Raw genomic sequence first — 25,117 nt, forward strand, 5'->3', positions numbered from 1 at the left:
GCGGGCGGCTGCCGCTCTCCACCTCGCTGGCCGACCGGGTGCGCGGCCTGCTGCAGGATGATGCCAACTGGCCAACCCTGCCGGCGCCGGTCGAGGAATGGCTGCGCATGCAGCAGTTCCGCTCCGTCATGCCGCGCCGCGACGGGCTGCTGGTCGAGAGCTTCCCGCGCGGCGGCAAGGAATTCCTGGTCGCCTACTGCTTCGAGGGGCGTAACGCGCACCAGACGCTGGGCATGCTGCTGACACGGCGGATGGAGCGGATGGGGTTCGGCCCGCTGGGCTTCGTCGCCTCCGATTATGTGCTGGCGGTGTGGAGCGTGAAGCCGGTGCCGTCCGCCGCGATGGACGAGCTGTTCGCGGAGGATCTGCTGGGCGACGATCTGGAGGAATGGATGGATGAGAGCAGCATGCTCCGCCGCACCTTCCGCAATGTCGCGGTGATCGCCGGGCTGATCGAGAAACGCGCGCCGGGGCAGGAGAAGACGGGGCGGCAGGTCACCTTCAGCACCGACCTTATCTATGACGTGCTGCGGAAGCACGAGCCGTCGCATGTGCTGCTGCGCGCCACCCGCGCCGATGCGGCGGGCGGCCTTACCGATATTTCCCGCCTGTCCGCCATGCTGGGCCGCATCAAGGGCCGGATCACGCATCGGCGGTTGGACCGCATCTCGCCGCTGGCCGTGCCGGTGATGCTGGAGATCGGGCGGGAGCAGGTCTATGGTGCCGGCCTCGACGATCTGCTCGACGAAACCGCCGAGGCGCTGATCGAAGAAGCCACCCGTCTGCCGCCGCAAGCCAGCCTGCCCCTGTGATGCCGAATGCCTCCCGATTCCTGCTCAACGGCGCCGAACTGACCGCCGATTTCAGCGGCGCGCTGTGGTGGGCGGAGCGCCGCCTGCTGGTCGCCGCCGATCTGCATCTGGAAAAGGGCAGCGGCTATGCCCGGCACGGCACGCTGCTGCCACCCTATGACACGCGGGAGACGCTGGCCCGGCTGGAGGCGGTGATGGCGCGGCTGAAGCCGGCGATGATGATCTGCCTGGGCGACAGCTTCCATGATGGCGATGCCGCCGCGCGGCTGGAGGCGGACGATATCGCCCTGCTGTCACGGCTTACGGCATCCTGCGACTGGCGCTGGATCGCCGGCAATCACGACCCGGCCCCGCCGGCGGACTGGGGCGGGGGCGTCGAGTCGGAGATCGTGCTGGGGCCGCTGGTGTTTCGGCACGAGGCGGAGGCGGGCAGTACGATGGGCGAGGTCAGTGGCCATTATCACCCGAAGGCGACGGTGCAGACCCGGGCCCGGCGGGTCTCCGGGCGCTGCTTCGTGACCGATGGCAGGCGGCTGATCCTGCCGGCCTTTGGCGCCTATGCCGGCGGGCTGGATGTGTCCGATCCGGCGATCGGGCGGCTGTTTCCGAAAGGCTTCGACATTCACCTGATCGGTCGCGCCAGGGTGCACAGCCTGCCTGGAAGGCGATAAACGAGCCACTAATCCGGATTGTCCACCAGCACCGACAGCGCCATCAGCATATCGACTGTCCGCCCGTCCTCCGCCATCGGCAGGAAGATGTTCTCCACGAACTCGAAATCGCGGGTACGGGTCAGTCTTTGCGGGCCCAGCCGGTAAGTCGGCTGGCGATGCTCCACCGTCGCCCGGTAACGCTCCGTCAGGCTGGGATTCTGCTCATAATCGAGGGACGCATCCTCCAGCCGTTCGCCGGTGGGGTCATGGCCCAGCCGGTTCACGATGCGGCTGCCGACCAGCCGGAACCGGAATTCGGGTCCGGGCCAGATGACATCCAGCAGCCAGATGCGTGGCAGCAGGTCCGGTATGTCCAGCGGGTCCATATGCTGGCGGCCCGGCAGAAGGCCGGGCGGTGCAATCCGCAGCCAGTAATCATGCACCGTGCGGACAAGCGGATGCCAGCCGTCCCGCTCGGTCGCGTCATCGACCAGAAACCAGTCGCGGGCCGTCTCCGTCACAAAACGGCTCCCGAAAGCCGACATTGGTGGGGCAAGGCGCGGTATCCCGTTATCTTTACACTGCCGGGATTGAATCATACTTCGTTATGTCAAGGCTAGCCCCGCAACCGTCTCGATGCGGTCGGCCTCCTCCGCCGGCTTGTCCCAGCGGATGCGGTGGATGCGCGGGAAGCGCAGCGCATAGCCGCTCTTGTGCCGGGCCGAGGGGTGCGCGCTGTCGAAGGCCACTTCCAGCACCAGGCCGGATTCCACCGCGCGCACCGGGCCGAACCGGTCGGTCGTGTGGTTGCGCACCCATTTGTCCAGCTCCAGCAGCTCCGCATCGGTAAAGCCGGAATAGGCCTTGCCGACCGGCACCAGCTCCGAATCGCGCCAGACGCCGAACGTATAGTCGGAATAGAAGGAGGACCGCTTGCCATGCCCGCGCTGGGCATACATCAGCACGACATCCAGCGTCAGCGGGTCGCGCTTCCACTTGAACCAGGGGCCTCTCGGCCGGCCCGCCAGATAGGGGCTGTCGCCGCGCTTCAGCATCAGCCCCTCGATGGCCGCGTCGCGGGCGCCGGCGCGCAGCACCTTCAACTCATCCAGATGCGCGAAGGGGATCAGCGGCGACAGATCCATGCGGTCCGGCCCGGTCCGGGCGTGCCAGGCATCCAGCCTTTGCCGGCGGGCATCGAAGGGCAGGGGGCGGAGGTCCTCGTCGCCATCGAACAGCAGGTCGTAGAGCCGCACATGCGCCGGGTGGTCGCGCAACAGTTTCGGCGTCACGCTCTTGCGGTTCAGCCGCTGCTGCAGATCGTTGAAGGGTGCGACCTCGCCCGCGCGCAGCACCAGCAGCTCGCCATCCAGCACCGCGTCGAAATCCATCGCTCCCAGAATGTCCGGGAAAGCGCCGGAGATATCGTCGCCGGTGCGGGAATAGAGCCGCCGCTGCCCGCCGCGCGCGGCAATCTGCACGCGGATGCCGTCCCATTTCCATTCGGCGCGGTAGGCGGAGGCCTCCAGCGTCTCGATCTCGCGCTCCTCCAGCGGGTTGGCCAGCATCAGCGGGCGGAAGCCGGCGCCGGCCTCCACGGCGGGGCGCGGCGCCTTGCCTTCTACCCAGGCGAACAGCGGGGCGTAGGGCATCTCCAGCCCGTGCCAGACTTCCTCCACCTCGGCGGGGTCGATATTGCCCAGTGAAGCCACGGCGGTCTTGGCCAGCCGGGCCGAAACGCCGACGCGCAGGCCGCCGGTGATCAGCTTCAGCAGCGCCCAGCGCCCGGTGGCGTCCAGCGCGTCCAGCCATTCCGCCAGCAGGCCCGGCATCTCGGCACGGCCGGCGCTGTCCAGCCGCTCTACCACTTCGGCCAGATGCGGCCAGTCGCGGTTGCTGCGGCGCTCTGGCCAGATCAGCGCAGCCGTCTCCGCCAGGTCGCCGACGAAATCATAGGACCAGCCGAACAGCTCGGGATCGACGCGCTCGGCCACCAGCTGGCGGATCAGCGCCGGCTTGGCGGTGCGGAAGGAGAGGTCGCCGGTCAGTGCCGCCAGCGCATAGCCGCGGTCCGGGTCCGGCGTGTTGGCCATATAGTCGGCGATCAGCCGCAGCTTGGCGTTGCGCGACGGGGTGAAGATCAGCGCGTCCAGCAGGGTGGCGAAGGGCTTCACGCTATTGCCCCTCTTCCTCGAAGCCGACCAGAGACAGGGCGCGCGCCTCGATGCCGCGCTGCCGGGCGGCATGCACCAGCGCCTCCTCGCGGCCATGCGTGACCCAGACCTCCGGCGCGCCGACATCCTCCAGCGTCTGCATCAGCTCGTCCCAGTCGGCATGGTCGGAGATCACCAGCGGCATCTCCACGCCGCGCTGCTTGGCGCGCTGGCGCACCCGCATCCAGCCAAAGGCTGCGGCGGTCAGCGGGTCGGGCAGGCGGCGTGACCAGCGGTCGGCGATGGCGGAAGGCGGGGCCAGCACGATCTGACCCCGGAAGGCCTCCTTCTCCGCCGCCAGCGCGGGGCGCAGCGGCCCCAGCGGCACGCCCTCCGCCTCATAGAGGTCGCACAGCGCCTGCAGTGCGCCATGGACATAGAGCGGCCGGTCATAGCCCGCCTCGCGCAGCAGCCTTATCAGCCGTTGCGCCTTGCCCAGCGCATAGACGCCGACGACATGCGCGCGTTCCGGGAACACTTCCAGCGAATGCAGCAGCTTGGCGATCTCCTCCGTGTCCGGCGGGTGGCGGAACACCGGCAGGCCGAAGGTCGCCTCGGTCACGAACACATCGCAGGGTACCGGCTCGAAGGCCGGGCAGGTCGGGTCGCGCCGGCGCTTGTAGTCGCCGGAGATGACGAGCCGCGCGCCGCGCCAGGTGAGGCTGACCTGCGCGCTGCCCAGCACATGGCCGGCCGGATGCAGCGCCACCTCCACCTCGCCGATGCGGATATTCTCGCCATAGGCCAGCGCCTGCCGCGCCTGGCCGGTCTCCTCGCCATAGCGGGCGCGCATGATCGCCAGCGTGCCGGATGTCGCCAGCACCGCCCTGTGGCCGGGCCGCGCATGGTCGGCATGGCCATGGGTGATGACGGCGCGGTCCACCGGGCGCATGGGGTCGACATAGAAGCCGCCGGGGCGGACATACAGCCCCTCGGGCCGCGTCTCGACCCAGTTTCCCGGCCAGTTCTCGGCTTTTGCATTCGACATGACGCCCACTATATGGCGTGGCTTGCTCTGTTCGGCCACCGCCGCAGGTCTGCTTTACGGCGGCGGCTGTTGAAGTGGGACCGTTCCTCTCTTATTGAGAAGATACGGTTACAAAAGGGAGACAGTCATGACCGGCGGCAAGGGCGTCATTCACAGCTCGCACTGGGGCGCGTTCCGTGCCCAGGTGAAGGATGGGCGGGTTGTCGGCGTCACCCCCTTCGAGAAAGACGAGGCGCCGTCGCCGCTCATCACCTCCATGCCGGAGGCGCTGTATGACGAGAGCCGCATCCGCCAGCCGATGATCCGCAAGGGCTGGCTGGAGGAAGGGCCGGGCGGCCGCCGCCATCTGCGCGGGGCGGAGGCCTTCGTGCCGGTCTCCTGGGACAAGGCGCTGGACCTCGCCGCCGCCGAGCTGAAGCGGGTCCGCGACAGCCATGGCAATGAGGCGATCTTCGGCGGCTCCTACGGCTGGTCGAGCGCCGGGCGCTTTCACCATGCGCGCACCCAGCTGCACCGCTTCCTGAACGGCATGGGCGGCTTCACAAGGCAGGTGCAGAATTACAGCTACGCCGCCGCCATCACCCTGCTGCCGCATATCGTTGGCTCACTGGAATCGGTGCAGGGACCGCTCTCCTCCTGGGACGGTATCGCGAAGTACACGAAGCTGATGGTCTGCTTCGGCGGCGTGCCGCTGAAGAATGCGCAGATCGATTCCGGCGGTGTCGGCTCGCACATCACCCAGCCCTGGCTGGAACGCTGCAAGCAGGCCGGCGTGGAGTTCGTGAACATCAGCCCGCTGCGCGACGACGCGGCGGATTTCCTCCAGGCCGAATGGCTGGCGGTGCGCCCGAACAGCGACACCGCGCTGATGCTGGCGCTGGCCCATACACTGGTGGCGGAGAATCTCCACGATCAGGCTTTCCTCGACCGCTATACTGTCGGCTTCAACGAATTCCTGCCCTATCTGCTGGGCAAGACCGACGGCCAGCCGAAGGATGCGGACTGGGCGGCGGGACTGTGCGGCATCCCGGCGGAGACCATCCGCGGCCTTGCCCGGCGCATGGCCGGCACCCGCACCATGATCGCCACCGCCTGGTCGCTGCAGCGCGCCGACCATGGCGAGCAGCCCTACTGGATGACCGTTACCCTGGCGGCGATGCTGGGCCAGATCGGCCTGCCCGGCGGCGGCTATGGCTTTGGCTATGGCTGCGAGGCGGCGATGGGCGCGCCGCGCAAGAAGCTGCCGACGCCGAACATGCTGGCCGGGCGCGGGTCGGTCGATAACTTCATCCCGGTCGCGCGCATCGCCGACATGCTGCTGGAACCGGGCGCCACTTACGATTATGACGGCGAGAAGCGCACCTACCCGGACATCAGGATCGTCTATTGGTGCGGCGGCAATCCGTTCCACCATCATCAGGATCTGAACCGGCTGGTCTGCGCCTTCCGCCAGCCCGACACGGTGATCGTGAACGAGCCCTGGTGGACCGCGACGGCACGCCATGCCGACATCGTCTTCCCGGCGACCACGACGCTGGAGCGCAACGATCTGGGCTCCAGCCCGCGCGACCGCTTCGTCATGGCCATGCATAAGGCGGTGGAGCCGGTGGGCGAGGCGCGGCATGACCATGACATCTTCGCCGGCATGGCGGAGCGGCTGGGCTTCCGCGAGGCCTTCACCGAGGGCCGCAGCGAGATGGAATGGGTGCGCCACCTCTATGAGGTCTGGCAGCAGCGGATCGCCGAACATGACGTCACCGTGCCGTCCTTCGAGGCGTTCTGGGAGGCCGGCCATGTCGAGATTCCGGCGCCGGAGAAGCCCTTCACCCTGTTCGAAGGGTTCCGCGCCGACCCGGATGCCCAGAAGCTGGATACGCCGTCCGGCAAGATCGAGATTTTCTCCAGGACCATCGCCGGCTTCGGCTATGACGATTGCCCCGGCCATCCGGTCTGGCGCGAACCGAAGGAATGGCTCGGGTCGGAGGCGGTGCGCGACTATTCGCTGCATCTGATGTCGAACCAACCGCGCACGCGCTTGCATGGCCAGCTCGACAATGGCACGGTCAGCCGCGCCAGCAAGATCCAGGGGCGCGAGCCGATGTGGCTGCATCCCGAGGATGCGGCGGCGCGCGGGCTGAAGGATGGCGATGTGGCGCGCGTGTTCAACGGGCGCGGCGCACTGCTGGCCGGTGTCATCGTCTCCGACGTGGTGATGAAGGGCGTGGTGCAGCTGCCGACCGGCGCCTGGTTCGACCCGCTGGAGCCGGAGCATCCGGGCAGCCTGGAGAAGCACGGCAATCCCAACGTGCTGACCCGCGACCGCGGCACCTCGCGCCTGGCGCAGGGGCCGGTGGCGCATAGCTGTCTGGTCGAGGTCGAGCTGTGGCGGGATGAGCTGCCGGAGGTAACCGCCTTCAGGCAGCCGGCGGTCGCGTAAGACCTAAACCCGCTCCGCGCCGTAATAGAGCGTAACGGTGTGCTTTGCCTCGGCGAAGAACAGCCAGCGCTCGGCCAGGATTCCGATGGCGAGGCTCAGCACCGCCAGCAGGGATGAGGCCACGGCCACGCTCTGTCCGGCGGAGGTCAGCGCCAGCATGGTCAGCAGGATCGGGATGTAGAAGCCCGCCACCAGCGCGATGCGGCGCAGCTTCGCGGCGTGCTTGCGGCCGACCTTGAAGCCCATTTCCTTCAAGAGGTAGTTGCTCTCGGTATGCGGCGCCTCGAACAGCCGGACTTTGCCCAGATGGCCAAGGCCGGTGGCCGTTTCGGGCGTGCTTTCCGCCTGCGTGCGCTCGATGAAGTTCCAGTACAGCCGCTTCAGCGTCAGCGCGATCAGGCCGGCCACCAGCGCCGCCTCGCCGGCCAGCGGCAGGGCTGGCCCCCACAGATGCAGCAGCCCGTACAGCAGCACGCCGCCGCTAAACAGTGCCAGCGTCAGATAGTTCGGCAGCACCCATTTATTGTGCCACTGATGGATCGGCTTCAGAGAGGCGTAGATCATCGCCGTCGCCCAGACCGTCGCCAGCGCCAAAGCGGCGGCGATGGGGCCCAGGATCGCGGTCCACAGGCCCGGCCCGCAGAGCACCCAGACCAGCCACAGCAGCCCGGCCGGTACGAAGGTCAGCACCGCCAGCACGCCCTCGCGCGACAGCCAGGAGGTGCGCCATTGCGAGAAGGCGCGCCAGGCGCGTTCCGGATGGCCCAGATGGAAGGTCGAGGACAGCAGGCCGGCACTGACCAGCGCCAGTGCCACGCCCAGGCTGACGCCGCCAAACCAGCGGTCATTCGGTAGCAGGCCGAGCATGGCGCCGATGCCGAACAGCGCGATCAGCCCGTAGCCGGCGCCGGAAGCGGTGGTGAAGAAGATGACGGAAAAGGCGGGGTTCATCGTTTGGGTAATTCCGGGCAGCGGGATCAGCGCGACAGCATCTGGTCAACCCAGCGCAACAGGCCCTTGGCGGGTGTCGCGTCGGCATCGGCGGCGGGGGCCGAGGAACAGCCCGACAGCGGATTCTGGCGCGGGCGCGGCGGCAGGTATTTGTTGGTCGGCTTGTAGCCCAGCTCCGGCATCAGATCGTAGCCGCCGCGCGCGGCGACCAGCAGCGAGACCTCGGACTCCGGATCGCCCAGATCGCCGAAATGCCGCGCATGCGACGGGCAGGTGGACACGCAGGCCGGCACCCGGTCTTCTTCCGGCAGGTTCTCGTTATAAATCTTGTCCACGCACAGCGTGCATTTCTTCATCACGCCTTCGTCGCTGTCGAACTCGCGCGCGCCATAGGCGCAGGCCCAGGAGCACAGCTTGCAGCCAATGCAGGTGTCCGGGTTCACCAGCACGATGCCGTCCTCGGCGCGCTTGTAGCTGGCGCCGGTCGGGCAGACGGTGACGCAGAGCGGCTCCTCGCAATGCAGGCAGGAGCGCGGGAAGTTGACGGTGCGGCTGTCCGCACCCTCGCCGGCCTCGAAGCTGTGGATGCGGTTGAACCACACGCCGTCCGGCTTGGCGCCATAGGGGGCAAGGTCGGTCAAGGGGGCGGAATGGCCGCTGGTGTTCCATTCCTTGCAGTTTACCGCGCAGGCATGGCAGCCGACGCAGACATCCAGATCGATGACGAGGCCGAGCTTCTTCTGGCCGGGACTGGTGGGGGGCAGGGCGGTCATCTCAGCGCTTCCGGCTATTGGCGGCGCCGTAGCGAAGCACGGCGGGGCGCGGTGGCAGGTCGGGCGGGGTGAGGGTCGGGAAAACCGGCTCGCTGCGCTGCGCCTCGGTCGATTTGATCTTGTCGATCCGCACGCGCAGGTCGTACCAGGCCGCCTGGCCGGTCACCGGGTCGGAATTGGAATAGCGGTAGCCGCCCCGGTCCGGCAGCAACTCGCTGATCGCGTGGTTCAGCAGGAAGCCCTTGGTCGCCTCCGGCGCGTCGGGGGCCAGGTTCCACGCGCCGGCGCGCTTGCCGATGGCATTCCAGGTCCACACCGTGTCGCGGTTCACGCCTTCCATGGTCTGGATCTGGCATTTCAGCTTGCCGTGATGGCTGGTGACCCAGACCCAGTCCTCATCCTCCAGCCCTTCATCCGCCGCCAGTTCGCGGCTGATATAGAGCCGGTTGCGCGTATAGATCTGGCGCAGCCAGGCATTCTGCGAGCCCCAGGAATGATACATCGGCATCGGCCGCTGGGTCAGCGCGTGCAGCGGGTAGTCGTCGGGATCGACGGCTTCTTCCTCGAACGGCACATACCAGATCGGCAGCGGGTCGAAATATTCCTTCACCCGCGCGCGGTCGCGCTCCGGCGGCTGCACCGCGCCATGGCCCAGGGCGGCGAGGCGGAATTTCTGCATCGGCTCGCTGTAGAGCTGGAGGACGATCTGCTCGGCCGAATCGATCAGCCCCAGCTTCACCGCCGCCTCCAGATAGCCCTTATTGGCATGCTTGAAGTAGAGCTGGTCGGGTTCCAGCTCATGCTTCCAGAAGCAGCCATTCTCGATATAGCGGTTCAACTGGTTGGGATTCGCGGCCCCCTTGCCAGGCAAGTTGCCATCCTCGCCGCGCCAGCCGGCCAGCGGGCCGACACCGGGCTTGCGCTCGTGATTGACGATGTAATCGGGATAACCGCCGGGATAGCGCGGGCTGCCATCCTCCTTCACCAGGCCGGGCAGGCCAAGCCGCGCGCCAAGCTCGATCAGCACATCCTGAAACGGGCGCACATCGCGGTCCGGCTGGATGACCGGCTGGCGGATCGCGTCGGCGGGGCCGTGCGCGCTGCCGATCGGCCGGTCGAGCAGGGAGATACAGTCCCAGCGTTCCAGATAGGTGGTGTCCGGCAGGATCAAATCGGCATAGGGCACCATCTCCGAGAAATAGGCGTCGGAATAGATGATGCGCGGAATCTTGTAGCTGCCATCGGCGTGCTTGTCGGTCAGCTTCTCGATGGTGCCGCCGGTGTTCATGGTCGAATTCCACGACATGTTGGCCATGAACATGAACAGCGTGTCGATGGGGTAGGGATCGCCCGCCCAGGCATTGTGGATCGCCATATGCATCAGCCCGTGGGCGGACATCGGCGCTTCCCAGGAATAGGCCTTGTCGATGCGCTTCGGCGTGCCGTCCGCCTCGACCAGCAGATCCTCCGGCCCGTGGGTGAAGCCCAGCGGCATGCCCGGCAGCGGGGTGTTCGGCTTCACCTCCTTGCCAGCCGGCTTCGGCCCCGGCGGCATCGGCCGCGGGAACGGCGCCTTGTAGCGCCAGGCGCCCGGCGTATCGATGGCGCCCAGCAGCATCTGCAGCAGGTGGATTGCCCGGCAGGTATGGAAGCCGTTGGAATGGGCGGAGATGCCGCGCATCGCATGCATGGCGACCGGGCGGCCGATCATCTTCTCGTGCCGGCGGCCGGCCCAGTCGGTCCAGGGCTGGTCGATCACCACCTGCTTCTCGAAGGCGACATGCGCGATCTCGGCGGCGATGCGGCGGATATCCTCGGCGGCGACGCCGCAGGTCTCGGCCACCGCGTCGGGTGCATATTCGGCATCGAGATAGCGTCCGGCCAGCAGTTCGAACACCGGCACCGCCTTGCGGCCGTCCGGCAGAATCACCTCGCCAACCAGCGATGGCGCGAAATCGGCTGTCGTCGCTGCGACCGGCGCCTTCGCCTTGGCGTCCCAGGCCAGCGGCTTGCCGTCGGCATCGCGCGCGAACAGCCCGTCATCGGCGCTGCCCGGATTGCGCACCACCAGCCAGGGCGCGTTGGTGTAGCGCACCAGGAAGTCGAGATCGATGCGGTTGGTGCGCAGAAGCTCGTGGATCAGCGCGAAGACGAACAGCCCGTCCGTGCCGGGGCGGATGCCGACCCATTCGTCGGCAATCGCGGCATAGCCGGTGCGCACCGGGTTCACCGCGACATATTTGGCGCCGCGTTCCTTAAGCTTGGTCAGGCCGGTCTTGATCGGGTTGGAATCGTGATCCTCGGCCACGCCAAACATCAGGAAATATTCGGCATGGTCCCAGTCCGGCTCGCCGAATTCCCAGAAGCTGCCGCCGATGGAATAGAGGCCGGCAGCGGCCATGTTCACCGAGCAGAAGCCGCCATGCGCGGCGAAGTTGGGGGTGCCGAACTGTGCCGCCCACCAGCCGGTGAAGGACTGGCTCTGGTCGCGCCCGGTGAAGAAGGCCAGCTTCTTCGGGTCGGTCTGGCGGATACCGCCCAGCCAGTCGGTGGCCAGCGACAGTGCCTCCTCCCACTCGATCTCCTTGAACTCGCCCGCCCCGCGCTCACCCACGCGTAGCAGGGGCTTCTGCAGCCGCGCCGGGGAGTATTGCGTCATGATACCGGCGGAACCCTTGGCGCACAGCACGCCCTTGTTCACCGGGTGGTTCCTGTTGCCCTCGATGTAACGGACCCGGCCGTCCTTCAGATGCACCTTGATGCCGCAGCGGCAGGCGCACATGTAGCAGGTCGTGAATTTGGTCTCGTCAGCGACCTTCGGCGAGGTGTCCACCTGCTCGGCGGGGCCGGCCAGGCGTTCCAGCAGGTCGGGCTTGCGGTGCTGTGTCATGCTTCGCTGAATGCTTTCCGGGTCACGCCATCACGCCGATCTGCCAGGGCACGAATTCGTAGCGTCCGACGCCCAACTCCTCGCTCTTGCTCTTCTTGCCCGATGCGGTGTCGAGCAGCAGCCGGAAGATGCGCTCGCCCATCTCCTGCATGGAGACTTCGCCATCCATGATCAGGCCGCAATTGATGTCCATGTCCTCTTCCAGGCGGGTGAACATCGGCGTGTTGGTCGCCAGCTTGATCGAGGGCACCGGCTTTGCCCCGAACATCGAGCCGCGCCCGGTGGTGAAGGCGATCAGATTGGCGCCGCCGGCCACCTGCCCGGTGGCGGAAACCGGGTCATAGCCCGGCGTGTCCATGAACACGAAGCCCTTGGTGGTCACCGGCTCGGCGTACTTATAGACCTCCATCAGCGGTCCGGTGCCACCCTTCATGGAGGAGCCCAGCGACTTCTCGAAGATGTTGGCGAGGCCGCCCATCTGGTTGCCGGGGCTGACCACGCCGTTGATCTGCGTGTCGCGGCCCTTGTTGTAATCGTCCTTCCACCAGCGGATGCGCTCGATCAGCTTCTCGCCGACCTCGCGGCTGACGGCGCGGCGCGTCAGCGTGTGCTCGACGCCATAGATTTCCGGGGTCTCGGACAGGATCGCCGTGCCGCCATGGCGGACCAGGATATCCATCGCGGCACCCAGCGCCGGGTTGGCGGTGATCGAGGAAAACCCGTCCGACCCGCCGCATTGCAGTCCGACCGCCAGGTGGCTGGCGGAAACGGTCTGCCGTGTGACCTTGTTGGCTTCCAGCAGCATCGCCTTTACCGCCTCGATGCCGGCCTCGATGCTTTTGCGCGTGCCGCCGGTCTCCTGCATGGTGAAGGTCTTGAGGTTGTCGGAAACCTCCAGCCCCTGTTCCATCATCAGCCCGGCAATCTGGTTGCGCTCGCAGCCCAGCCCGATCACCACGGCGGCGGACAGGTTGGGATGACGGATATAGCCGGCCATCGTCCGCCGCAGCAGCGCCATCGGCTCGCCCGACAGTTCCATGCCGCAGCCCAGCTGATGTGCCAGTGCCACCACGCCATCGACATTGGGATAATCGGCCAGCCGTTCCGGCGTGAAATAGTCGGCGACGCCATGCACGACGGTAGCCGAACAATTCACCGTGGAGATGATGCCGATATAGTTGCGGGTCGCCACCCGCCCGTCCGGCCGCACGATGCCCTGGAAGGTCGCGCGTTCCGCCTCCGGCAGCAGTTCGACCGGCTTGTAGTCGCGAGCATAGGCATAGTCGCGGTCGAATTCGCGGAACTCGATATTGTGGCTGTGCACCATGGCGCCAGCCGGAATGTCCTCCGCCGCGAAGCCGATGGTGGTGCTGTATTTCTGCACCGGCTCGCCCCTGGCGATGGCGCGCGACGCGATCTTGTAGCCCGCCTTCACCTCATCGCGGGAGGTGATGCCCTCGCCCGGAATCTCGGTGCCGGCGGCGACCGGGATGCGGGCGACGACGACATTGTCGTCCGGGTGCAGGCGGATGACCGGACCGGTCATGGTCTTGGCGAAGGCGTTCATGGCTGGCCTCTCGGAAAGCGGGGCTGGCTGATGAAATTTAGCGACCGTTCGCCTTTCGCCAGGCGGCGAAATCAATGCGGGTCTGCTCCTCTGTCGCCGGATAGAGGCCCAGGATGGAGCGGCCCTTCATCACCTCCTCGGTGACGAAATCCTCGAAGGCGGTCATCTCCACCGCCTCGGCGGCAATCTCGTCGGCCAGATGGGCCGGGATCACCACCACGCCATCGCCATCGCCCACCACGACATCGCCCGGCCAGACCGGCACATCGCCGCAGCCGATGGGGACATTGATGTCAATGGCCTGGTGCAGTGTCAGGTTGGTCGGCGCCGAGGGGCGGTTGTGATAGGCGGGGATGGCCAGTCGGGCGATTTCCGGTGCGTCGCGGAAGCCGCCATCGGTGACCACGCCGGCCACGCCGCGCTTCATCAGCCGGCTGACCAGGATGGAACCGGCGGAGGCGGCGCGCGCATCCTTGCGGCTGTCGATCACAAACACCGCATCCGGCGGGCATTCCTCCACCGCCTTGCGCTGCGGATGGCCTCGGTCCTGGAAGGCGGTCAGCGGGTTCAGATCCTCGCGCGCCGGCATGTAGCGTAGGGTGAAGGCCTCGCCGACCATCGGCCCGGCCTCCGGGTTCAGCGGATGCACATCCTGGATGAATTGGTTGCGGAAGCCGCGCTTGTACAGCGCCGTGCAGATCGTCGCCGTGCTGACACTCTTCAGCTTTTCCCGGGTTTCGGGCTTCAACGCCATGGGTCGCTCCGTGGAATTTCTTGGACGTCACCCGTCTGGGGACAGGCGTCGTCAGTTGTTATGATCGATAACAGGCAGTAAGGCATTCCCCGCCCGCCCTGTCAATTTACCGGTGGGCTGGATTGCACCCTTGGCAGCACGAACAGGCGCAAGGCCAGCGCGGCCAGCAGCAGGGCGCAGATGATGAAGGCCATTGGCCGGGCCGTGCCGTCATCCAGCACCCCGACAAGCGCGCCGGCGATGCCGCCGGTGCCGAATTGCAGCACGCCGATCAGGGCGGCGGCGCTGCCGGCGTTCCTGCCCTGCGGCGCCATGGCGGCGGCCAGCGCGTTCGGGCCGACGATCCCCTGGCTGGCAACGCAGAAGAACAGCGGGACCAGCAGTCCGATCAGCCCGCCGATGCCGGTCGCCGCGATCAGCGCCAGCGCGACGCCGGCCAGGGCGGCAAGCGGCAGAACGGCGTTCAGGATCGTGCGCCCCTCAAAGCGGGCAAGCAGCCGGTGGTTCAGCTGCGCGGCGGCAATCAGGCCGATGGCGTTGAGGCCGAACAGCAACCCGTACTGTTCGGGCGGCACGCCATAGAGTTCGATGAACACGAAGGGCGATCCGGTGATATAGGCGAACATCGCCGCCTGCACGCAGCCGCCGGTCATGGCGAAGGCAAGGTAATGGCCGTTGGCCAGCAGCCCGCCATAGGTGCGGAACACCTGGCCCAGCCCGTCGCGGCGGCGTTTTTCGGCGGGCAGGCTCTCCGGCAAGAAGAAGATGACCGCCAGCAGGCAGAGGAAGCCGAAGCCGGCCAGCACCCAGAAGATCGCGCGCCAGTCTGCTATCAGCAATATCTGCCCGCCGACCAGCGGCGCCAGGATCGGCGCCAGCCCCATCACCAGCATGAGATGGGCGTAGATGCGGGCCGAGCCGCGCTCGTCGAACAGGTCGCGCACCATGGCACGGGAAATCACCATGCCGGCGCAGCCGCCCAACGCCTGGGCGAGGCGCAGCAGGATCAGGCTGTCGATACCGCCGGCCAGCGCAGCACCACCGGAGGCCAGCACATAGGCAGTGAGCCCGACATAGAGCGGCGGCTTGCGGCCATAGCGGTCAGCCAGCGGGCCATAGAGCAGCTGCCCCACGGCAAGCCCCAGCAGGAAGACGGACAATGTCAGCTGCACATTGCCGGCGCCCGTCGCGAAATCCTGCTGCAGCGCCGGAAAGGCGGGCAGATACATGTCGATGGACATGGGGGCGAAGGCAGTCAGCGCGCCGAGGATCAGCGCCAGGCGAAGGGTCGAAGGCATGTTGGTCCGGTCGGTTTCGGTGTGCCCGCATGTCGAGGATGCCGGCCTGACACGCTCTATAGCATCCGATGGGCAGGGGTGCATGCGGGAAGAGGCCTGCGCTTATTGCAGACCTGGCCCGGCCTTCATGCAGTAGAGTTCAGGCACCGCTTCCTGCCGAGACGCATCATGTCCATCGCCGACCTTGCCTGGATCTGGATACCGATCACCCTCTGGGCGGCCTTCGCCCAGACGATCCGCAATGCCACCCAGCGCCATCTGGTGGCCGGGCTGGGCACGCTGGGGGCGACGCTGGTGCGCTTCCTCTATGGCCTGCCCTTCGCCATCGCCTGGCTGCTGCTGGTCTGGGGTGCGTCGGGCGAGGCAGTGCCGGGTCCGAACTGGTCCTTCCTGTTCTGGGTGGCGGAAGGGGCGGTGGCGCAGATCGCCGCCACGGCGTTGCTGCTGCGGGCGATGGCGGAGCGCAATTTCGCGCTGGGCGTGGCCTATTCCAAGACCGAAATCCTGCAGGTCGCGGTGTTCGGCGCGGTGCTGATCGGCGATCCGGTCACCCTGCCGGCGGTCATCGCCATGCTTGTGGCGACGGCGGGCGTGATGCTGGTCTCGCTGCCGGCGGGCAAGATGTCGCTGTCCGCGCTGATCGCCGGCCTCGGTTCCCGCCCGGCGCTGCTGGGCATTGCGTCGGGTACGATGTTCGCGCTGTCGGCGGTGGGCTATCGCGGCGCGGCGCTGGCGCTGGAGCCGGCCTCTCCGGTCATGGGGGCAGCGACGGCGCTGGTCTGGGCGCAGACCATCCAGACCGTGCTGCTGGGCGGCTGGCTGCTGGCGCGTAACGCGCCTGTCGTGCTGGCCGTGCTGAAGGCCTGGCGGCTGTCGCTGCTGGCTGGGATGATGGGGGCGCTGGCCTCCATCGGCTGGTTTACCGCCATGGCGCTGGAGCCGGTCGCCAATGTCCGCACGCTGGGACTGACCGAGTTGCTGTTCAGCCTGATCGTCTCGCAGCGCGTGTTCCGCGAGAGCCTGTCGCGGCGGGAGATGATCGGGCTTGCCCTGGTGCTGATCGGACTTGTCGGCATTGTCCGTGTGGCCTGACGGGACTCCGCCGCGCGGCTTGGTCGTGGGAGTTAGGTTGGAATTTAAAGATCGTTAACTTTCTTGGCGTATGGTTACCGCACACGAAAAGCGGTGAGTTGGCATCGGCGATGGAAAAAGCGACCCAGTTCCAGTTTCAGCATCGTCTGTTCAAGATCGAGGGCGGCCATTTCCGCCGCGATTCCCTGACGGGTGAGCCTGTCTATAACCTGCCGTCGGACGATCTGAAGGTCGTGCTGCCGATCAATGCGCTGCGCACGGAATTCAGGATCGAAGGCGATCATCCCGACGCGCCGCTGATCGACCTGGTCGGCCAGGCGCTGAAGCATGTGCGGGAAGTGCATCCCGGCGATTCCATACCCAACGAGGTGATTGACGGCTCTGCCTCCTGGAGCATCGAGCCGCGCCATTACAAGCGCGCGCGCATGCGCATCGATGTGCAGCTTGCCTCCTGGGTGTCCGGCGACGAGCAGGTGCTGGTCGATGAGGACCTGCTGGAGCAGGTGGCCGATGACCCCAAGACCAAGGAAAAGCTCGATCGCGCCATTACCCGCCTGGGCAGCGAAATCGGCGGTGGGGCCGATGCCACCCTGTCGCCGACCGACCGGGTGAGCCAGCGCATCGAGGCGCTGGTGCGCGAACTCTCCTATCTCGAGGCTCTGCGGGAGCATTTTCTTGCCCTCGATTCCATCGCGCAGAAGCTTGAGAAGCTGATGAAGCTGTTCAAGACCAGCCGGGTGGTGAAGGACGAAATCAGCCGGGTAAAGGTGCTGTTCTCGACGCCGGAGAAGGATATCAAGGCGATATTCACCGATATGGACGATCATACGTCCGAAGTGCGCAGCCTGGTGCTGAATTATGAGAACAGCGTCAGCTATATCCGCGACAAGCGCGACCTGTTGCGCGGCTATTCGCTGGAATGGGATGAGATTTTCGATCTCTGGCGGGAGACGCCGATTGTCGCCGATGAGAATGCGGTGCGGCTGATCCGGTCGACCTATCAGTTCCTCAGCCAGCGCTATGCTCCGGTCGTGAAATGGACCGCCAGCGCGATGCGCTGATAGGCTTTTTCGCCTTTTGATTGCGTTCATATACAGAAACAATTTTTAATATCGGCCCTGGGATGTCATAGGGGCCGCTATGGCCGGCACGCCATCGATCCTGTTTGCCTGCCGTCTCGCAGGCGGGTGCTGTTATGTGGAGACCGCCGATGCCGGCGGCGTGCCAGATGGTGCTGTTTTTATCGGCCGGCAGGCGGACGGGCTGACGCGGTTCGGGCGGTTTCAGCCCGATGAACCGGCCATTGAGGCCGTAACCGGGCCGGATGCCTATCTGCAGCGCACTGCTGCCTATCCCACGGAGGTCCGCTTTGCCCTGCGCGAGGCGCTCGGGCTGGCGAGCACTCCTGCCTTCGGCCCCGATTTCGCCTGGCTGCAACGGTTGGAAGCGCTGCCGGCCCGGCAGCGCGCCGACCGCGCCTATGATTTCGGTGCCGGGCTGACGCTGGCGATACCCTGCGGCGATGCCGGCCTGTTCCTGCGCGGCTGGCTGTGGGACCCGCATGGTGCGGTGGAAGGGCTGACGCTGATCAGCCCCTTTGGTGAGCGCCCGCCTGTTACGCCACATTTTCTGCCGCTGAATGACGATCCGGTGCGCCGGCATTTTGCGCCGGACGGCCTGCCCGCCCATCCGGGCCCGCCGAATTTCGCCGCTTTCGTGCCACTGGCGCGCGATCCCCGCCATTGCCTGCAGGTCCGTCTGGAGATCGCCTTGCAGGGCGGCCTGACCGAGGAACTGGTATCTCCCGTGCATCGCCTGTCCCGGCCGCGGGGGCGCGATGCGCTGCTGGCCAGCCTGCCCGCCGAAGCGGTGACGCCGGCTCTGCTGGAAGAATGCGTGCACCCGGCGCTCTCCGCCCTGAATGGCGATCTGATGGCAGGCAGGTATCTGGCCGAAATTGAGGGTTTTGGTGCGGTACCTGCCTCGCCGACGGTCAGCATCATCGTGCCGCTCTATGGTGCCTATGATTTCCTCGATATCCAGGCGGCGCGCTTCGGCTTCGATCCCGGCCTGCGCGATGCCGAACTGATCTATGTGCTCGACCGGCCGGAGGATGCGGCGCTGGTGCGTGACCGGCTGGACGGGCTGCACCGCACCTACGGCCTCGCCTGCCGCCTGGCGGTGTGTGCGGAGAATTACGGCTATGGCCCGGCCTGCATGCTGGGGGCAGGGCTGGCCAACGCCCCGCTGTTGCTGTTCCTAAACGCCGATGTTGTGCCGGAAGAATCCGGCTGGCTGGCGCGGCTGGCGGCGTTCCACCGCGCCCAGCCGGATGTCGGTGTCACCGGGCCGCGCCTGCTGTTCCCCGATGGCGGCTTGCAGCATGCCGGACTGTTCTTCTCGCACGGGGAGCAGGACTGGTGGGTGAACCGGCATTACTGGAAGGGCTTTCCCGGCGATCATCCGCCAGCACTTGCCAGCCGCGAGGTGCCGGGCGTCACCGGCGCCTGCCTGATGATCGATGCCGGCCTGTTCCGGCAGGCCGGTGGATTCGATACCTGCTATGTGCTGGGCGATTTCGAGGATTCCACGCTGGCGCTGGCCTGCCGGGCGCTGGGACGGCGGAGCCATTACTGCGCCGATGTCGCGCTGGTGCACCAGGAGCGGACCTCGATGGCGCTGCATCCGGGTCATCGCGGCGGCATCGCCTCGGCCTATAATGGCTGGTTGCAGGACAGGGTCTGGGGCGAGGCCATCGCGGCGCTGATGGCTGATCCCGCCTTTGCCGAAACGCCGCTGCCCGTGCCCGCGTGATCCGGGTCCTGCATCTGGTCCACAACCATCCCGACGCGCATCCGGGCGGCACCGAGATTCAGGCACAGCGGCTGGTCCGGGCGCTGAACGCGGAGGGCAGGGTGGAGGCGCATCTGGCCGCCGCCACCCGGCAGCCGCCGCACCCCGGCACCATTCTGCGGCGCAGCCGGGGCGGGCGCGACACGCTGCTGGCCGGCGGTGCCTTTGACCGCTTTCTGCTGTCGCAGCGCGACCGCCGACATTTCCTAACCGACTTCACCCGCTTCCTCGCCCTGCTGAACCCGCAGGCGGTGCATCTCCACCATCTCTACGATCTGGGCGCGGAGATCGTGGCGGTAATCCGCCGCACCCTGCCGGATGCGCGCATCATCCTGTCGCTGCATGATTTTCACCTGCCCTGCCATCGTGACGGGCTGATGGTGACCGGGGAGGGGGCGCTGTGCGAAACGGCTCAGCCGAAGGCCTGCGCTGCCTGCTGTCCCGGCCTGTCGGCGGCGGATTTTCAGCGCCGTCGGTTGTTCCTGTCGGCGCATCTCGATCTGGTGGACGGCTTCATCGCCCCCAGCCTGTTCGCGCTGGAGCGTTATGCAGCATGGGGTCTGCCGCGCCGGAAGCTGCATCATTTGCCGAACATCGCGCCTGATGACTTGCCACCGGAGACTCTGCAGGATCGCCGCCGCGACCGGCTGGGCTATTTCGGCAATCTGCTGCCGCATAAGGGGCTGGTGGTGCTGCTGCGCGCCTGCGTCGCGCTGAAGCGGGCAGGGCAGCGCTTCAGCCTGTCGGTGCATGGCGACGACCGGCACATGCCGGACAGCTACCGGCAGGAGATCGCGCCGCTGCTGGCCGAACTGGGCGAGGCGGTGACGCTGCATGGTGGCTACGCCCCTGAGCAAGCGTCGCACCTCATGCGTGATATGGACTGGGGCGTGGCGCCATCCGTCTGGTGGGAGAACGATCCGCTGGTGCTGCAGGAGGCGCTGGCTGCCCGCCGCCCGGTGATCGCCTCGGACATTGGCGGCATGGCGGAGGTCATGCGGCGTCAGTCGCTCGGGCTGCTGGTGCCTGTATCAGACGCGGACGCGCTGGCCGAGATACTGGCGCGCTGCCTGGGCGAACCGGTGCTGTGGACCGACTGCCGGGCGGCGATGAAGCCTGACCCGGCACAGCATGATCTGGTGCCATTGCTGCGGCTGTACGGGGGTGTCTGACGGGGTAGCGGCAGAAGCAGCCAGCCGCCCTATGCTTCGAGACGGCGCTACGCGCCTCCTCAGCATGAGGTCACCTAGAGGCACCGCCGGAAATCCAACCATGACCTCGCCCTGAGGAGCCCGCATGAGCGGGCGTCTCGAAGGGCATTGGGGGCAGTATGAACGCCCTCTCCCGCAAGGGGAGAGGGAACGTAATTTTCCAGTCTAACCCCGCTTCCAGCTGGTGCCCTGCGGGCCATCCTCCAGCACGATGCCGGCATCGGTCAGCGCGTCGCGGATACGGTCGGCCTCGGCGAAGTTCCGGGCCTTGCGGGCATCCTGCCGGGCCTGGATCATCGCCTCGATCTCGGCGTCGGACAGCCCTGCGGAGGCCCCTTCCGGCTGCCAGCGGAACCAAGCCTCCGGATCTTCGACCAGCAGGCCGAGCAGCCGGCCGGCGGCCAGCAGCCGGGCCTTTGCCTCGGCGATCTCCGCATCGCTCTCGGCCTTGTTCAGCCGGGTCGCCAGCTCATGCAGATGCGCGAAGGCGAGTGGCGTGTTCAGGTCGTCCTCCAGTGCCGCCAGCACCTCGAACGGTACCTCGCCCGGCGCCGATGGCAGGGCAGGTCCGCGCCGCAGCGCCGTATAGAGCCGGTCGAGCGCGGTCTTGCATTCCTTCAGATGCGCGCGGCTCCAGTTCAGTGGCTGGCGGTAATGGCCGGCCAGCAGGGCATAGCGGATGGCCTCGCCCGGCGCGTCGCCGCGCAGCTCCCGCACCGTGACGATGTTGCCGATGGACTTCGACATCTTCTCGTCCTCGACGGTGAGGTAGCCATTATGCACCCAGTAGCGGGCGAAGAAGCTGGCGCCACTGGCGCAGCGCGACTGCGCGATCTCGTTTTCATGGTGCGGGAAGATCAGGTCCAGCCCGCCGCCATGGATGTCGAAGCTGTCGCCCAGATATTTGGCGCTCATCGCGGAGCATTCGATGTGCCAGCCGGGCCGGCCGCGGCCCCAGGGGCTGTCCCAGCCGGGAATGTCTGGTTCCGACGGTTTCCACAGCACGAAGTCCGCTGCGTCCTTCTTGTAGGGCGCGACCTCGACGCGGGCACCGGCGATCAGCTCGTCACGGTTACGCCGCGACAGCTGGCCGTAATCCGGCATTGAGGGCACGCTGAACAGCACATGCCCGTCCGCCGCATAGGCATGGCCCTTGTCGATCAGTGTCTCGATCATCGCGATCATCTCCGCGATATGCTGGGTGGCGCGCGGCTGCACATCCGGTTCCAGCACGCCGAGCGCGCCCATATCCTCCAGATAGGCCTGCGTGGTGCGCGCGGTGATCGTGCCGATCTCCTCGCCCGTCGCCTTGGCTTTGGCGTTGATCTTGTCGTCCACGTCGGTGAAGTTGCGGGCGTAGGTGACGGTCGGATAGAGCGCCTTCAGCACCCGGTACAGAACGTCGAACACGACCGCCGGCCGCGCATTCCCGATATGGGCATAGTCATAGACCGTGGGGCCGCAGACATACATCCGCACATTGCCCGGATCGAGCGGCTGGAATTCCTCCTTCTGGCGGGTCAGCGTATTGTGCAGGTAGAGCGGCACGGCAAGTCTCTTCGGTGATCGGACGATAGGATGGCGAGGCGGCGCGGATCAGCGTCGACAGAGCCGGTCCAGCACGCGCGCGCGGCCGATCAGCGGTAGCAGATTGGCAAGCTCCGGTCCATGCTCGCGGCCGGTCAGCGCGAGGCGCAGCGGCAGGAACAGCGCCTTGCCCTTGCGGCCGGTGGCCTCCTGCACGGCTTTCGTCCATGCCTTCCAGGTGCTGGCGTCCCAGGGGTCGGGCGGTAGCAGGCCGGCTGCCTTGTCCAGAAGTTCCGAGTCCGCCGGCGGGGGTGTCTCGACCGGTCCAGCGACGATGCGCTGCCAGTCCGCGATATCCGACAGGCGCTGGATATTGCCCTTCACCGCCTCCCACAGCGCGGCATCGGCACCTTCCGGCAGCCGGTCCGCCACTGCCGCATAGGGCAGGGCGTGCAGCAGCTTCGCGTTCATCGCCGTAAGATCGTCCTCCGACAGGCGCGGCGTGGCATGGCCGAATTTCGCGATGTCGAAGGCCTCGATCAAAGACGGCCAGTCCGGGCAGGGTTCTGGTGGTTCGCCCTGACCCAGCCGCAGCAGCAGGGAGGCGATGGAAAGCGGCTCCAGCCCGCTGTCGCGCAGGCTCTCCAGCGACAGGCTGCCGATGCGCTTGGACAGGCCCTGGCCCTCGGCATCGCTGATCAACGGCAGATGCGCGAAGGCCGGGGCGGCGAAGCCCAGCGCCTCGAACAACTGCAACTGCACGCCGGTGTTGGACAGGTGATCGGCACCGCGGATGATGTGAGTGACAGCCATCTCGCCATCGTCCATCACCGAGGCCAGCGTGTAGAGCGGCACGCCATCGGCGCGGACCAGCACGGGGTCGCTCATGCTGGCGATCTGGATGTGGCTGTCGCCCTGCACAAGGTCCGCCCATCGTGGATCGTCGCCCTGCAGCAGGAATCGCCAGTGCGGGCGGATACCCTTTGCTTCCAGCGCCGCCTTGTCGGCATCGCCGAGGGCCAGTGCGGCGCGGTCATACACTGGCGGGCGTCCGGCGTTCAGCTGCGCCTTGCGCTTCAGCGCCAGCTCCTCCGGCGTCTCGTAACAGGCATAGAGCCGGCCGGACGCCTTCAGCCTGTCGATGGCGGCGTCATAGCGGTCCAGCCGGTCGGACTGGCGGGCGAACTCGTCCCATTCAATGCCAAGCCAGGCGAGGTCGGATTCGATGGCAGCGGCGAATGCCGCCGTCGAGCGTTCCCGGTCGGTATCGTCGAGGCGCAGCAGGAAGCGCCCGCCGCTCTTCCGCGCGAACAGGGAATTCACCAGCGCGATGAAGGCATTGCCCAGATGCAGCCGGCCGGTCGGGCTGGGCGCGAAGCGGACCAGGGTCATGCCAGCGCCTTACGTGCCCTGGAAGGCGTTGGTGATCGGGTAGCGGCGTTCCCGCCCGAAGGAGCGGCGGGTGATCTTCACGCCCGGCGGGGCCTGGCGGCGCTTGTATTCGGCGCGGTCCAGCATCCGCCAGATGCGCATGACAAGGTCGCGGTCCTTGCCGCCCGCCACGATCTCCGACACCGGCATCTCATCCTCGATCAGATGGCCCAGGATTTCGTCCAGCACCGGGTAGGGCGGCAGGCTGTCCTCGTCCTTCTGGTCGGGCTTCAGCTCGGCAGAGGGCGGCTTGGTGATGATGCGCTCCGGCACCACCGTGCCGGACGGGCCCAGCAGCCCCAGCGGCAGGCCGGTTATATCCGCCTGGTTGCGCCATCGGCACAGTTCGAACACGGTTGTCTTGTAGACATCCTTCAGCGCGTTGTAGCCGCCGCACATATCGCCATAGAGCGTGGCATAGCCGACCGACATTTCCGACTTGTTGCCGGTGGTCAGCACCATATGGCCGAACTTGTTGGAGATCGCCATCAGCGTGATGCCGCGCGCGCGGGATTGCAGGTTTTCCTCGGTCGTGTCGGTGGGCAGGCCGTCGAACACTGGCTGCAGCATCAGATCGAAGGCCTGCATGGCCGGGCCGATATTGATGCTGTCCAGCCGGGCGCCCAGCAGGCGCGAGGCCTCCGCAGCATCCTCCAGGCTTTCGTCGCTGGTGTAGGGGGAGGGCATCATCACCGTCCACACCTTGTCGGCACCCAGCGCATCGACGGCAATCGCCGCCGTCAGCGCCGAATCGACGCCGCCCGACATGCCGATGACGACGCCGGGAAACCGGTTCTTCAGCACATAGTCGCGCACACCCAGCACCAGGGCCTGATAGATTGTCTCATGGTCGGCGGAGGGGGGCGTCATCTCGCCTGGCGCGCAGACCCAGCCATCGCCCTCGCGGGTCCAGCGGGTGACGGTGACACCTTCCTTCCAGGCCGGCATCTGCACCGCCAGCGACCGGTCAGCGTTCAGCACGAAGGAACCACCATCGAACACCAACTCGTCCTGGCCGCCCAGCTGGTTCAGATAGGCCAGCGGCAGGCCGGATTCGACAACCCGCGCGGTGGCGATATTCAGGCGGGTATCCAGCTTGGCGCCCTCGAAGGGGGAGCCGTTGGGCACCAGCAGCATCTCGGCGCCGGATTCCTCAAGGCACTCGACGACTTCCGGCGTCCAGATATCCTCGCAGATCGGCACGCCCAGCCGGATGCTGCGGAAATTCACCGGTCCCGGCAGCGGCCCTGCCTGGAACACGCGCTTCTCGTCGAACACGCCATAGTTCGGCAGGTCGTATTTGAAGCGCAGCGTCTGAACCTTGCCGCCATCCAGCAGGGCGATGGCATTGTGCAGCTTCTCGCCTTCCGGTCCGGTCACGCGCCAGGGCGTGCCCAGCAGCACCGCCGGGCCGCCATCGGCGGTCTCCTTCGCGAAATGCTCCACCGCCTCCATGCAGGCGGCGACAAACATGCGCTTCAGCACCAGATCGTCCGGCGGATATCCCGATAGGAACAGTTCGCTGGTCAGCAGCAGGTCGGCGCCCTTGGAGGCGGCCTCCGCCCGCGCCTTGCGCAGCCTGGCGAGATTGCCGTCGATATCGCCGACGGTCGGGTTCAGTTGCGCGAGCGCAAGGGCGAGCGTGTCTGTCATGTGCGGTAGAATGG

The 25,117-nt window shown here is 66.9% G+C and carries 18 protein-coding genes and 1 pseudogene; 7 read left to right on the forward strand and 12 right to left on the reverse strand.

The annotated features are described in order from the left end of the window. Positions 1-812 (forward strand): annotated as a pseudogene (locus P24_RS15650) (DNA ligase-associated DEXH box helicase); the annotation flags it as partial. Further along, positions 812-1,483, forward strand: a complete 672-nt coding sequence (gene pdeM, locus P24_RS15655; RefSeq protein ID WP_008945716.1) for a ligase-associated DNA damage response endonuclease PdeM — start codon at positions 812-814, stop codon at positions 1,481-1,483. The pseudogene P24_RS15650 and the gene pdeM, both read left to right, overlap by 1 nt. 8 nt (positions 1,484-1,491) lie before the next feature. Here the strand turns inward: pdeM and P24_RS15660 are convergent, their stop codons facing one another. The 3 genes from P24_RS15660 to P24_RS15670 all read right to left on the reverse strand — a co-directional run bounded on the left by P24_RS15660 (position 1,492) and on the right by P24_RS15670 (position 4,666). Further along, positions 1,492-1,986, reverse strand: a complete 495-nt coding sequence (locus tag P24_RS15660) for a PAS domain-containing protein (RefSeq protein ID WP_192813256.1) — start codon at positions 1,984-1,986, stop codon at positions 1,492-1,494. Positions 1,987-2,070: 84 nt separating this feature from the next. Further along, on the reverse strand, positions 2,071-3,639 hold the full coding sequence (locus P24_RS15665) for a cisplatin damage response ATP-dependent DNA ligase (protein ID WP_008945718.1): 1,569 nt from the start codon (positions 3,637-3,639) through the stop codon (positions 2,071-2,073). A 1-nt stretch (position 3,640) separates the two neighbouring features. Further along, positions 3,641-4,666 (reverse strand): ligase-associated DNA damage response exonuclease, encoded by a 1,026-nt coding sequence (locus tag P24_RS15670; protein ID WP_040708065.1) that lies wholly within the window; start codon positions 4,664-4,666, stop codon positions 3,641-3,643. A gap of 127 nt (positions 4,667-4,793) precedes the next feature. Here P24_RS15670 and P24_RS15675 point away from each other — a divergent pair, with 127 nt between their 5' ends. Then, on the forward strand, positions 4,794-7,103 hold the full coding sequence (locus P24_RS15675) for a molybdopterin guanine dinucleotide-containing S/N-oxide reductase (RefSeq protein WP_008945720.1): 2,310 nt from the start codon (positions 4,794-4,796) through the stop codon (positions 7,101-7,103). 3 nt (positions 7,104-7,106) lie between these two features. Here the strand turns inward: P24_RS15675 and P24_RS15680 are convergent, their stop codons facing one another. The 6 genes from P24_RS15680 to P24_RS15705 all read right to left on the reverse strand — a co-directional run bounded on the left by P24_RS15680 (position 7,107) and on the right by P24_RS15705 (position 15,336). Next, positions 7,107-8,054, reverse strand: coding sequence for a dimethyl sulfoxide reductase anchor subunit family protein (locus P24_RS15680; RefSeq protein ID WP_008945721.1), 948 nt, complete (start codon positions 8,052-8,054; stop codon positions 7,107-7,109). Positions 8,055-8,080: 26 nt separating this feature from the next. After that, positions 8,081-8,827 (reverse strand): 4Fe-4S dicluster domain-containing protein, encoded by a 747-nt coding sequence (locus P24_RS15685; protein WP_008945722.1) that lies wholly within the window; start codon positions 8,825-8,827, stop codon positions 8,081-8,083. 1 nt (position 8,828) lies between these two features. Next, entirely contained in the window at positions 8,829-11,717 is a 2,889-nt protein-coding gene (locus P24_RS15690) for a molybdopterin oxidoreductase family protein (RefSeq protein ID WP_008945723.1), read from the reverse strand. A 22-nt stretch (positions 11,718-11,739) separates the two neighbouring features. Continuing rightward, positions 11,740-13,284 (reverse strand): UxaA family hydrolase, encoded by a 1,545-nt coding sequence (locus tag P24_RS15695; RefSeq protein ID WP_008945724.1) that lies wholly within the window; start codon positions 13,282-13,284, stop codon positions 11,740-11,742. Between the two features lie 37 nt (positions 13,285-13,321). Then, on the reverse strand, positions 13,322-14,038 hold the full coding sequence (locus tag P24_RS15700) for a ribonuclease activity regulator RraA (protein ID WP_008945725.1): 717 nt from the start codon (positions 14,036-14,038) through the stop codon (positions 13,322-13,324). A 101-nt stretch (positions 14,039-14,139) separates the two neighbouring features. After that, positions 14,140-15,336 carry a Bcr/CflA family multidrug efflux MFS transporter gene (locus P24_RS15705; protein WP_008945726.1) on the reverse strand — a complete coding sequence of 399 codons (1,197 nt, stop codon included), beginning with the start codon at positions 15,334-15,336 and terminating at the stop codon, positions 14,140-14,142. 168 nt (positions 15,337-15,504) lie between these two features. Between P24_RS15705 and P24_RS15710 the strand changes: the two genes are divergently transcribed. The 4 genes from P24_RS15710 to P24_RS15725 all read left to right on the forward strand — a co-directional run bounded on the left by P24_RS15710 (position 15,505) and on the right by P24_RS15725 (position 20,453). Continuing rightward, positions 15,505-16,428 carry a DMT family transporter gene (locus tag P24_RS15710; RefSeq protein WP_008945727.1) on the forward strand — a complete coding sequence of 308 codons (924 nt, stop codon included), beginning with the start codon at positions 15,505-15,507 and terminating at the stop codon, positions 16,426-16,428. A gap of 110 nt (positions 16,429-16,538) precedes the next feature. After that, positions 16,539-17,489, forward strand: a complete 951-nt coding sequence (locus tag P24_RS15715) for a hypothetical protein (RefSeq protein ID WP_008945728.1) — start codon at positions 16,539-16,541, stop codon at positions 17,487-17,489. Between the two features lie 79 nt (positions 17,490-17,568). Further along, positions 17,569-19,242 carry a glycosyltransferase gene (locus P24_RS15720; protein ID WP_008945729.1) on the forward strand — a complete coding sequence of 558 codons (1,674 nt, stop codon included), beginning with the start codon at positions 17,569-17,571 and terminating at the stop codon, positions 19,240-19,242. Next, complete coding sequence (locus P24_RS15725) at positions 19,239-20,453, forward strand: glycosyltransferase (RefSeq protein ID WP_008945730.1); 1,215 nt, start codon at positions 19,239-19,241, stop codon at positions 20,451-20,453. The genes P24_RS15720 and P24_RS15725 overlap by 4 nt, the downstream gene beginning before the upstream one ends. 204 nt (positions 20,454-20,657) lie before the next feature. On the opposite strand, the gene cysS is transcribed toward P24_RS15725, so the two are convergent. The 3 genes from cysS to P24_RS15740 are packed head-to-tail and all read right to left on the reverse strand — an operon-like array spanning position 20,658 to position 25,103. After that, entirely contained in the window at positions 20,658-22,040 is a 1,383-nt protein-coding gene (cysS, locus tag P24_RS15730; RefSeq protein WP_008945731.1) for a cysteine--tRNA ligase, read from the reverse strand. A gap of 48 nt (positions 22,041-22,088) precedes the next feature. Then, positions 22,089-23,411: a glutamate--tRNA ligase gene (locus P24_RS15735; RefSeq protein ID WP_008945732.1), complete on the reverse strand. Its 1,323-nt coding sequence runs from the start codon at positions 23,409-23,411 to the stop codon at positions 22,089-22,091. A 9-nt stretch (positions 23,412-23,420) separates the two neighbouring features. Continuing rightward, the gene (locus P24_RS15740; protein WP_008945733.1) at positions 23,421-25,103 is read right to left on the reverse strand and encodes an NAD+ synthase; all 1,683 of its coding nucleotides are present in this window, start codon (positions 25,101-25,103) and stop codon (positions 23,421-23,423) included. Between the last annotated feature and the right edge of the window lie 14 nt (positions 25,104-25,117).

Source organism: Oceanibaculum indicum P24 (genome assembly GCF_000299935.1).
Lineage (GTDB): Bacteria > Pseudomonadota > Alphaproteobacteria > Oceanibaculales > Oceanibaculaceae > Oceanibaculum > Oceanibaculum indicum.

Coding starts and splice junctions, on each gene's coding strand:
- pdeM (WP_008945716.1), top strand. CDS start 812: ATGCCGAATGCCTCCCGATTCCTGCTCAACGGCGCCGAACTGACCGCC.
- P24_RS15670 (WP_040708065.1), bottom strand. CDS start 4,666: ATGTCGAATGCAAAAGCCGAGAACTGGCCGGGAAACTGGGTCGAGACG.
- P24_RS15675 (WP_008945720.1), top strand. CDS start 4,794: ATGACCGGCGGCAAGGGCGTCATTCACAGCTCGCACTGGGGCGCGTTC.
- P24_RS15680 (WP_008945721.1), bottom strand. CDS start 8,054: ATGAACCCCGCCTTTTCCGTCATCTTCTTCACCACCGCTTCCGGCGCC.
- P24_RS15685 (WP_008945722.1), bottom strand. CDS start 8,827: ATGACCGCCCTGCCCCCCACCAGTCCCGGCCAGAAGAAGCTCGGCCTC.
- P24_RS15690 (WP_008945723.1), bottom strand. CDS start 11,717: ATGACACAGCACCGCAAGCCCGACCTGCTGGAACGCCTGGCCGGCCCC.
- P24_RS15695 (WP_008945724.1), bottom strand. CDS start 13,284: ATGAACGCCTTCGCCAAGACCATGACCGGTCCGGTCATCCGCCTGCAC.
- P24_RS15700 (WP_008945725.1), bottom strand. CDS start 14,038: ATGGCGTTGAAGCCCGAAACCCGGGAAAAGCTGAAGAGTGTCAGCACG.
- P24_RS15705 (WP_008945726.1), bottom strand. CDS start 15,336: ATGCCTTCGACCCTTCGCCTGGCGCTGATCCTCGGCGCGCTGACTGCC.
- P24_RS15710 (WP_008945727.1), top strand. CDS start 15,505: ATGTCCATCGCCGACCTTGCCTGGATCTGGATACCGATCACCCTCTGG.
- P24_RS15715 (WP_008945728.1), top strand. CDS start 16,539: ATGGAAAAAGCGACCCAGTTCCAGTTTCAGCATCGTCTGTTCAAGATC.
- P24_RS15720 (WP_008945729.1), top strand. CDS start 17,569: ATGGCCGGCACGCCATCGATCCTGTTTGCCTGCCGTCTCGCAGGCGGG.
- P24_RS15735 (WP_008945732.1), bottom strand. CDS start 23,411: ATGACCCTGGTCCGCTTCGCGCCCAGCCCGACCGGCCGGCTGCATCTG.
- P24_RS15740 (WP_008945733.1), bottom strand. CDS start 25,103: ATGACAGACACGCTCGCCCTTGCGCTCGCGCAACTGAACCCGACCGTC.